Origin of the sequence: Mesorhizobium sp. M7A.F.Ca.MR.176.00.0.0 (assembly GCF_004023165.1) — a bacterium.
In the GTDB taxonomy this organism is placed as follows: domain Bacteria; phylum Pseudomonadota; class Alphaproteobacteria; order Rhizobiales; family Rhizobiaceae; genus Mesorhizobium.
This window is the reverse complement of record NZ_RZTC01000190.1, coordinates 1-6,742: the sequence shown is the minus strand read 5'-3', so window position 1 is coordinate 6,742 and position 6,742 is coordinate 1. Positions and strand designations below refer to the sequence as shown.

5 protein-coding genes and 1 pseudogene are annotated in these 6,742 nt (G+C 59.3%); 1 reads left to right on the top strand and 5 read right to left on the bottom strand.

Annotation, left to right across the window (positions count from 1 at the left end; translation table 11 throughout):
- Window positions 1-941: 941 nt before the first annotated feature.
- Together EOB59_RS37375 and EOB59_RS37370 are read right to left on the bottom strand one after the other, a co-directional pair.
- Complete coding sequence (locus EOB59_RS37375; protein WP_245265439.1) at window positions 942-1,466, bottom strand: transposase; 525 nt, start codon at window positions 1,464-1,466, stop codon at window positions 942-944.
- Between the two features lie 91 nt (window positions 1,467-1,557).
- A pseudogene (locus EOB59_RS37370) lies at window positions 1,558-1,932 on the bottom strand (IS110 family transposase); the annotation flags it as partial.
- Window positions 1,933-2,633: 701 nt separating this feature from the next.
- Here EOB59_RS37370 and EOB59_RS33070 point away from each other — a divergent pair.
- On the top strand, window positions 2,634-3,551 hold the full coding sequence (locus tag EOB59_RS33070; RefSeq protein WP_024505887.1) for a LysR family transcriptional regulator: 918 nt from the start codon (window positions 2,634-2,636) through the stop codon (window positions 3,549-3,551).
- Window positions 3,552-3,599: 48 nt separating this feature from the next.
- Here EOB59_RS33070 and EOB59_RS33065 read toward each other — a convergent pair whose 3' ends face one another.
- From EOB59_RS33065 to EOB59_RS33055, 3 genes are all read right to left on the bottom strand, one after another.
- Window positions 3,600-4,403 carry a TIM barrel protein gene (locus tag EOB59_RS33065; RefSeq protein ID WP_024505888.1) on the bottom strand — a complete coding sequence of 268 codons (804 nt, stop codon included), beginning with the start codon at window positions 4,401-4,403 and terminating at the stop codon, window positions 3,600-3,602.
- 164 nt (window positions 4,404-4,567) lie between these two features.
- Entirely contained in the window at window positions 4,568-5,629 is a 1,062-nt protein-coding gene (locus tag EOB59_RS33060; protein WP_024505889.1) for a LacI family DNA-binding transcriptional regulator, read from the bottom strand.
- A 272-nt stretch (window positions 5,630-5,901) separates the two neighbouring features.
- Window positions 5,902-6,742: cation:dicarboxylase symporter family transporter (locus EOB59_RS33055; protein ID WP_127332327.1), on the bottom strand; the 841-nt coding region annotated here is incomplete at its 5' end.

Genomic DNA, 6,742 nt, shown 5'->3' with positions numbered 1-6,742 from the left:
CATGGGCGCGGCATGCAGGATTAACCGAGCCCAGCCGGTCATGAGTGCGGCCGGCGCTCGGCTGCTCGATTATTTGCGCGATAAGCTCGCGACCATGTCCGCGGAGGTATTCAAACTTAACGCTGCGTCCGGGAGCTCTTGCCCTCCAGTTCGCGACGCTCTCCCGCCCATCCAGTGCTCGTTTATTTCGTCGGATAGTTTGACCCGGCTCTACCGAATCGCCGCTTCAGGATCATTCTTTCCGATTTCGTCACGCTCGTATTTCTGCCGCGTCCTACACCGATTGGGCGCGAACAAAACTGAGCGCCTTGGAACCCGAACCCGTGCGTCGTGACCGGGAGCTTCCGGGGCGAACTCATCCGCTCGGGGGCATCGCATCACCGGACGGCGACAGGCACGGTCGACCGGCATCTCGGCATCGGCTGGGAATTCGTCCATGGTCTGCATTGGCGACGACGCTTCCTGAGGCCACGTAGCCCTTATGCCAAGCTGGGCGCCCGGGTCGAGCGCGTAATGACGACAATTGCTTCGCTACAGGTCAAACGCTTTCCGCGCCACCTGCAAAGTCTTCACCCGGCCGTACAGCGCCCAAGACCACTGATGTGATCGACAAGAGCCTTTTTGATAAATCTGCGCTATTCTCCTGTCGCGCACGGACGACCGCGTGGCGAAGAGCAGGGTCCGAGATGAGAGCCCTGCCGCGCAGCTTCTATCGTCGCGCCTCGTTTGCGGCATCCGTGCCTACCCTCTTCGGACCTCGTGGGTTCCAACCGGCAACGAGGCGTGCATAGGCGCCCTCGGCCTGCTCCACCCAGCGGCGCTCTTCTTCCCGGTGGCTCTTTATGTTGTAGGCGTGCGCTCCCTTTTGGCCGCGCACAGCCTTGCTCCCGGCCTTGAGTTCCACATCGCGCAAGCTTCTTGGCATGCAGGGAGGGTCGAGCCTACGCGTAACTCTCGCCCTTCTCAACAGATGACAGATCACGACAGAGAGTTTGCGTGCGGTTGCCACGGCCGCGACATGCTGTCCGCGCCGGGCTCGCACGCCGCAGGGAGAAGGCTCGCAACGGTCCGGGAGCACGAGCGGCCGCCCAGGCCGCCTCGACGAGCATGCCGCGCGCATGACCACGGCCCTGCTTGGTGATCCGCCCATGGTAGGCCGGACCTGGCCGGACTGCTGGACGCTTGGGTTCAACCCGAGATAGGTCACGAGCTTCTGCGGATCGTCGAAGCGCGACACGTCGCCGATCGCCGCCCTTCATCGCCAGCGCGACGGTGATGTCGACGCCGGGAATGGTCATCAGCCGCTTCACGCCTTCATCCTCGAGAGCCGAGCGGACAAGATCGCGTTCGATGACCTGGAGGTCTTCGCCCAATCGGTCGAACTCGCGCAGATGCCCATCGATCGCGAGGCGCTCGTCCTGCGGTACGACCTGCTCGATTACCAGGTCCGACCCTTGGCGCCGCACAGGTCGGCATGCGGGCAGGACGGATCAGGTGGCTATGAAGGATCGACTGGATGACGCTCTTCAATCGAGATCTCTGTCGGACAATCTGATTGCGCCGTGTCACCTGTCGACGCAGAGCCTGCGTCGGCTCGTCCGCAATCCAGACTTCTGGCAAGAAGCCGCTGGCATAGAGCTGCGCAAGAACGTCGGCGTCGATCGTCGTTTTGATCTTGGCATAGGCAACGATAAACACCTGTTTCGGCTTGGCGATCCCCACCTTCTTCACATGCGGCGCAACCACAGCTGCAGCGGACGTCGCGCTGCCGGTGGCCTCGATCACCCCGACATCGTTCGGCGACAGCTTCGCGGCGAACGCCGCCAGCAGATCGCGCCGCATGTCGACGCGGCCGAGTCGCCTGAGCCTGCCCTCCTCCCATGCCACTGCTTCGGCGAAGGCGCGGTGAATATCCAGTCCGATGATAAGCATGCCCGTTCCTCCTTCTTGGCTCGGTCAAAGACGGGAGCTGGCGGGCAACACGACATCTACTGATCCGCGCTCGCAGCGCATCCGGGAAAGTCGCCAGGGGCGGCCATGTAACGAGCTCGGGCTCTCAGCCCACGGTCTATTGACGGCCTGCCTGCACCTTTGTGCTCCCGGTGCCCCACGTCCCGGATGGGCTCACCATAAGGGCGTTCCAAAACAAGAACAGCAGGACGAGAAGACACCACAGATCACATACCGGATAGCGGCAAGGCCAAGCGCTTCGTTCAGATAGGCTTGCGCCAATGGGCTTAGGCCGAGCCTACAACAGCTCTCAAAAACGCTGCCGGACTGCTGCATTGGCTCGCCGATACAATTGGCACAGGCCTCACGGCAGCTTAGGATCAAACCGCCCATCAGTCGCCTCGGACTGGAAAGGTGCACCCTATTAGATTCCACGCCCAGCTAGGTCGGGGCCGCCGAAGACGCTGGTTGATAGCCCGGCGCCATCGGCCCGGCGTTTCAAACTGCCAATCTCTGACCTGCACAGTACGAACGATTGCTCGCTTCGACAGATCACGCGGCTCATATGTCGGACCTTAACGTCATCCATCATAAACTTTTTGCGACAAAAGATTGCAAGAATGCTAAATTGTTAAAGTCGTTTGTTTCGGTTAAAGGCATCCATCCCATGGATGGCTGATGACATGCGTTTCAAAGGACTTGATCTAAATCTCCTCGTTGTGCTCGACGCACTCCTGACGGAGCGTAATCTCTCGGCGGCGGCACGCAGGATCAACCTGAGTCAGCCCGCCATGAGTGCGGCCGTCGCCCGACTGCGCGATTATTTCCGCGATGAACTGTTTACGATAAGAGGTCGCGAACGATTTCTAACCCCGCGTGCGGCAGCATTTGCCCCCGCAGTTCGCGACGCTCTCCAGCACATCCAGTGCTCGATTATTTCTTCGGATCCGTTTGACCCAGCTCGAGCCGATCGCCTCTTCAGGATCATTCTTTCCGATTTCGTCACGCTCGTGTTTTTCGAAAAGCTTGTGGAGCGTATTTCACGGGAAGCCCCCGCCGTCAGCTTCGAACTGCTGCCTGTCGACGATAGCCCCGATGAGCTTCTCCGGCGCGGTGACGTCGATTTTCTAATTCTACCGGATATGTTCACGTCGAGTGTGCATTCAAGCATTGCGCTGTTTGACGAGAAGCTCGTGTGCGTAGGCTGTCCCACAAACAAGCAGCTGCCACAGCAGCTTACATTCGAGAGATACATGTCGATGAGGCACGTCGCGGTCAGGTTCGGGCGTACGATGAAGCCGTCTATCGAGGAATGGTTTTTGCTTGAGCATGGCCTTAAGAGACGTGTCGAGGTCGCCGTGCAGGGCTTCAGCATGATTCCACCTATGGTGTCCGGCACAGCTCGTATAGCGACCATGCCCTTACGGCTGGTCAGGCATTTCGAAAAAACGTTCCCCCTGCGGGTTATCGAACTTCCGCTGCCATTTCCCACATTCACCGAGACCCTCCAATGGCCGGCCCTCCACAATAGCGATCCGGCAAGCATCTGGATGCGGGAGATAATGATACAGGAGGCATCTCGGATGGCTGCCCCGCTGTGAACCCTCGGAAAATTCAGGCGCACCTATAGTCACTACACCTGTCACCATCTACTTTGACGACAATAGCCCTCGCCGGATAAAGTCGATGCTGGCGGCAAGTGCGCCTGCGAGATCGTCCAGAGAATGGACTTCCTCGATCAGCTCGAACGAGAAAGGTCCCGCGTAGCCGCCATCCAGCAGCGCCTGAATCTGGCTGCCATTGTCGGAACCTGCAAGAAAGCGATCGGGGTAAATCCAGAAGGTCGGGTCGTTTACGCTTGAAATGTGCACCAGGCCGGTAAGCTCGCAGAACAGGCATGTCTCCCCGGCCAGGGTGTGGTGGAACGTGTCGTGCACGAGGCGAAAGACGGACTGGCCATCAACCGCGGCAACGGCCTCGGCCGCTTCCTTCTTTGATCGAAGCGAGCAGGTTCGGAAACCCAGCGGCTCGATGAGACCGATCAGACCCCGCGACTGGAGGATTGGCTTGATCTCGTTTAGAGCGAAACGAAGATTGTCCTGGCGCTCGCTATTGGTGGGCCACGAGCTGCGGTTGGCCGGCACCAACACGAGCGTCTCTGCCCCGCACGCCGTCGCATAATCGGCGAGGTTGCTTGCCTCGGCCTGACGCGTTGGAGTCCAGTCGTTGAACCGCTGCAAGGCGTTGACAGAGATGATCGTGACGCCCGCTTCGGTAGCGGCAAACCGAACGTCCGCAGCCGGAATGCCGCGTGCGACAGGATTGCTGAAATGAGGGTAACGGATTTGGACGTCGGTCAGGCCTTGGTCACGGGCAAGCGCGAAAAGCGCACTGACGTCAAGGCGGGGCGCCGCCATGTGATCGAGTGCAAAGCGGGGCGATACCTGGCGCATTGCTTGACTTTCCTTCCATGAAGCGCGGCTGCCATTTCGGCATCCGGCTTCTTTCAAGACGGAACCACGCCGGTTCACAGATCGGACAGAGACGGCCGAGTCAATCGAGCTTTCCTTTCATCGGTGAAAGGAAAATGGGCGCTCATGATAGAAATCCATCAAGGTCAAATATTTTCCGGAAGATAAATGTCGAACGGCAGAAATGTCTGCCCCGGGCTCTCCGCGACGCCGGCTTTGATGGCCCGCTCCATTGCCATTATCAGCTCCTGGCAAAGTCGGCGCATTGGCGTGCCGACCGCCATCGTCAAGATGTCATCCGCAAGCGCCCCACGTGACTGCGGCGTCATTTCACTCACGATCGCGACGAGATCCTGACCGCTCCCCTCTTCTCGGAGCGCGGAAATTGCTCCCTCTATACCCCCGCCGGCCATATAGAAGCCGACGAGCTCTGGTTCCCGCTGCATAAGATCCAGCAATTTTTCGTAAGTGAGCTGCCGTTCATCAAGGTTCACGAGCGGATCAAGCACCTCGAATTTGGGCGCGTTCTCACGAAAATAGGCACGAAAGGCCGTTTCCCGCGTCGCATGCGCCTGGAAGCGATGGCTTCCGACAAACACCGCCACCTTGCCGGGCCGTTTTGCGGCCTTGGAAAACACCCAAGCGGCAGTCCGTCCGACCTTGCTGTTGTTGAGGCCGATGTAGCCCTCGCGCACGCCATCGGCGAAGTCGGATAACAGCGAAAATACCGGGATACCTTTCGCCTTGAGCTCCTCGACTGATGCTGTGATTTTCGGGTGATCGGCCGCCACCATGGCGATCGCCTGGCAGCGGCTTCCAAGGTCCTTAAGAAGCGGGAGCAGGTCACGCGGCAAATGTGACTGCGCGAACTCGATGATCGGAAGGCCGTGGAAGGATTTAGCCATACTGACCGACTCTTCAATATTGCGAGCGAAATCTTGGTAAAAATCGTGGGCAGGTTTTCTCAAGATGAAGCCCAGCTTGTAGTGCGGCAGGTGCTGCTGCAAGCGCTGTTTGATGAGACCGGCAGCATGATAGCCGATCGCGTGCGCGGCCGCATGGACCCGCTGGGCGGTCTCCTCTCGCACCGGAAGGCGGACGTTCAGAACCCGATCGACTGTTGCTACGCTGACTCCGGCTTCGCGGGCGAGATCGGCAATTGTGACGCGCTTTCCCCTAGCGATTCTGATCGGCCGGTCCTCCGTCATCCGGTGCGATCCCGCGACGGCTTGGGGCGGCAAGCTGAAATAGTTACCACACCCCACGGTTGATAACGCATTCGACGAACAGCGCTCCATGCGGACCCAGATGAGTTTCCGTGAACCGTTCGTTTGCTTAGGGGCTTCATGGTGTTGTATTACTCTCCGCGTTAGTACACTATTTCCAGCGCTCTTTGGAGGCCGGCAATTCGACTGCTGTGAAGGCCGTGACTTACACGTCGCGCTATTGCTTGCTTGCGGGGAGCCCGTTTGATGTAACCCTAACCGCGGAAAGCGGCTTCCATCCGGGACTGGTCCAATTCGCCTTCCCAGCGAGCGACAACGAGCGATGCCACCGCATTACCGACTAAATTCGTCAGCGCGCGGCATTCCGACATGAAGCGGTCCACGCCAAGAATTAGAGCCATTCCGGCAACGGGAACACTCGGCACGACAGACAGAGTAGCGGCCAATGTGATGAAGCCGGCGCCGGTGACGCCTGCCGCACCCTTCGAGGAAAGCATCGCAATTAGCAGCAGGAGGATCTGATCGGCAATTGACAAATCTGTGTTCGTCGCCTGCGCGATGAAGAGGGCGGCGATCGTCATGTAGATATTGGTGCCGTCCAGATTGAATGAGTATCCAGTAGGGATGACGAGACTTACGACCGAACGCGCGGCGCCGGCCTTCTCCATCTTCTCCATGAGCGAGGGCAGCGCGGCCTCCGAGGAGGACGTTGCCAGGACAAGCAGCAGCTCGTCCTTGATGTAGCGGACAAGAGAAAAGATCGAGAAGCCGTTGCAGCGGCAGACCACGCCGAGAACCCCGAACACGAAGAGGAAGGCGGTCAGATAGAACGTCGCGACCAGTATCGCGAGGTTGGCCACCGAACCGATTCCGTATTTGCCGATCGTAAAGGCCATAGCGCCGAAGGCGCCGATGGGTGCAGCCTTCATCAGAATGCCGACGAGCTTAAAAATGGGGGCGGTGAGCGCCTGGAGAAAGGTAACGACCGGCCTGCTCGTCTCTCCGGTCATCGCCAGAGCAATGCCGAACAAGACCGAGAAGAACAAGACTTGCAGGATGTCGCCTTCCGCGAAGGCACTGGCAATCGTTGACGGG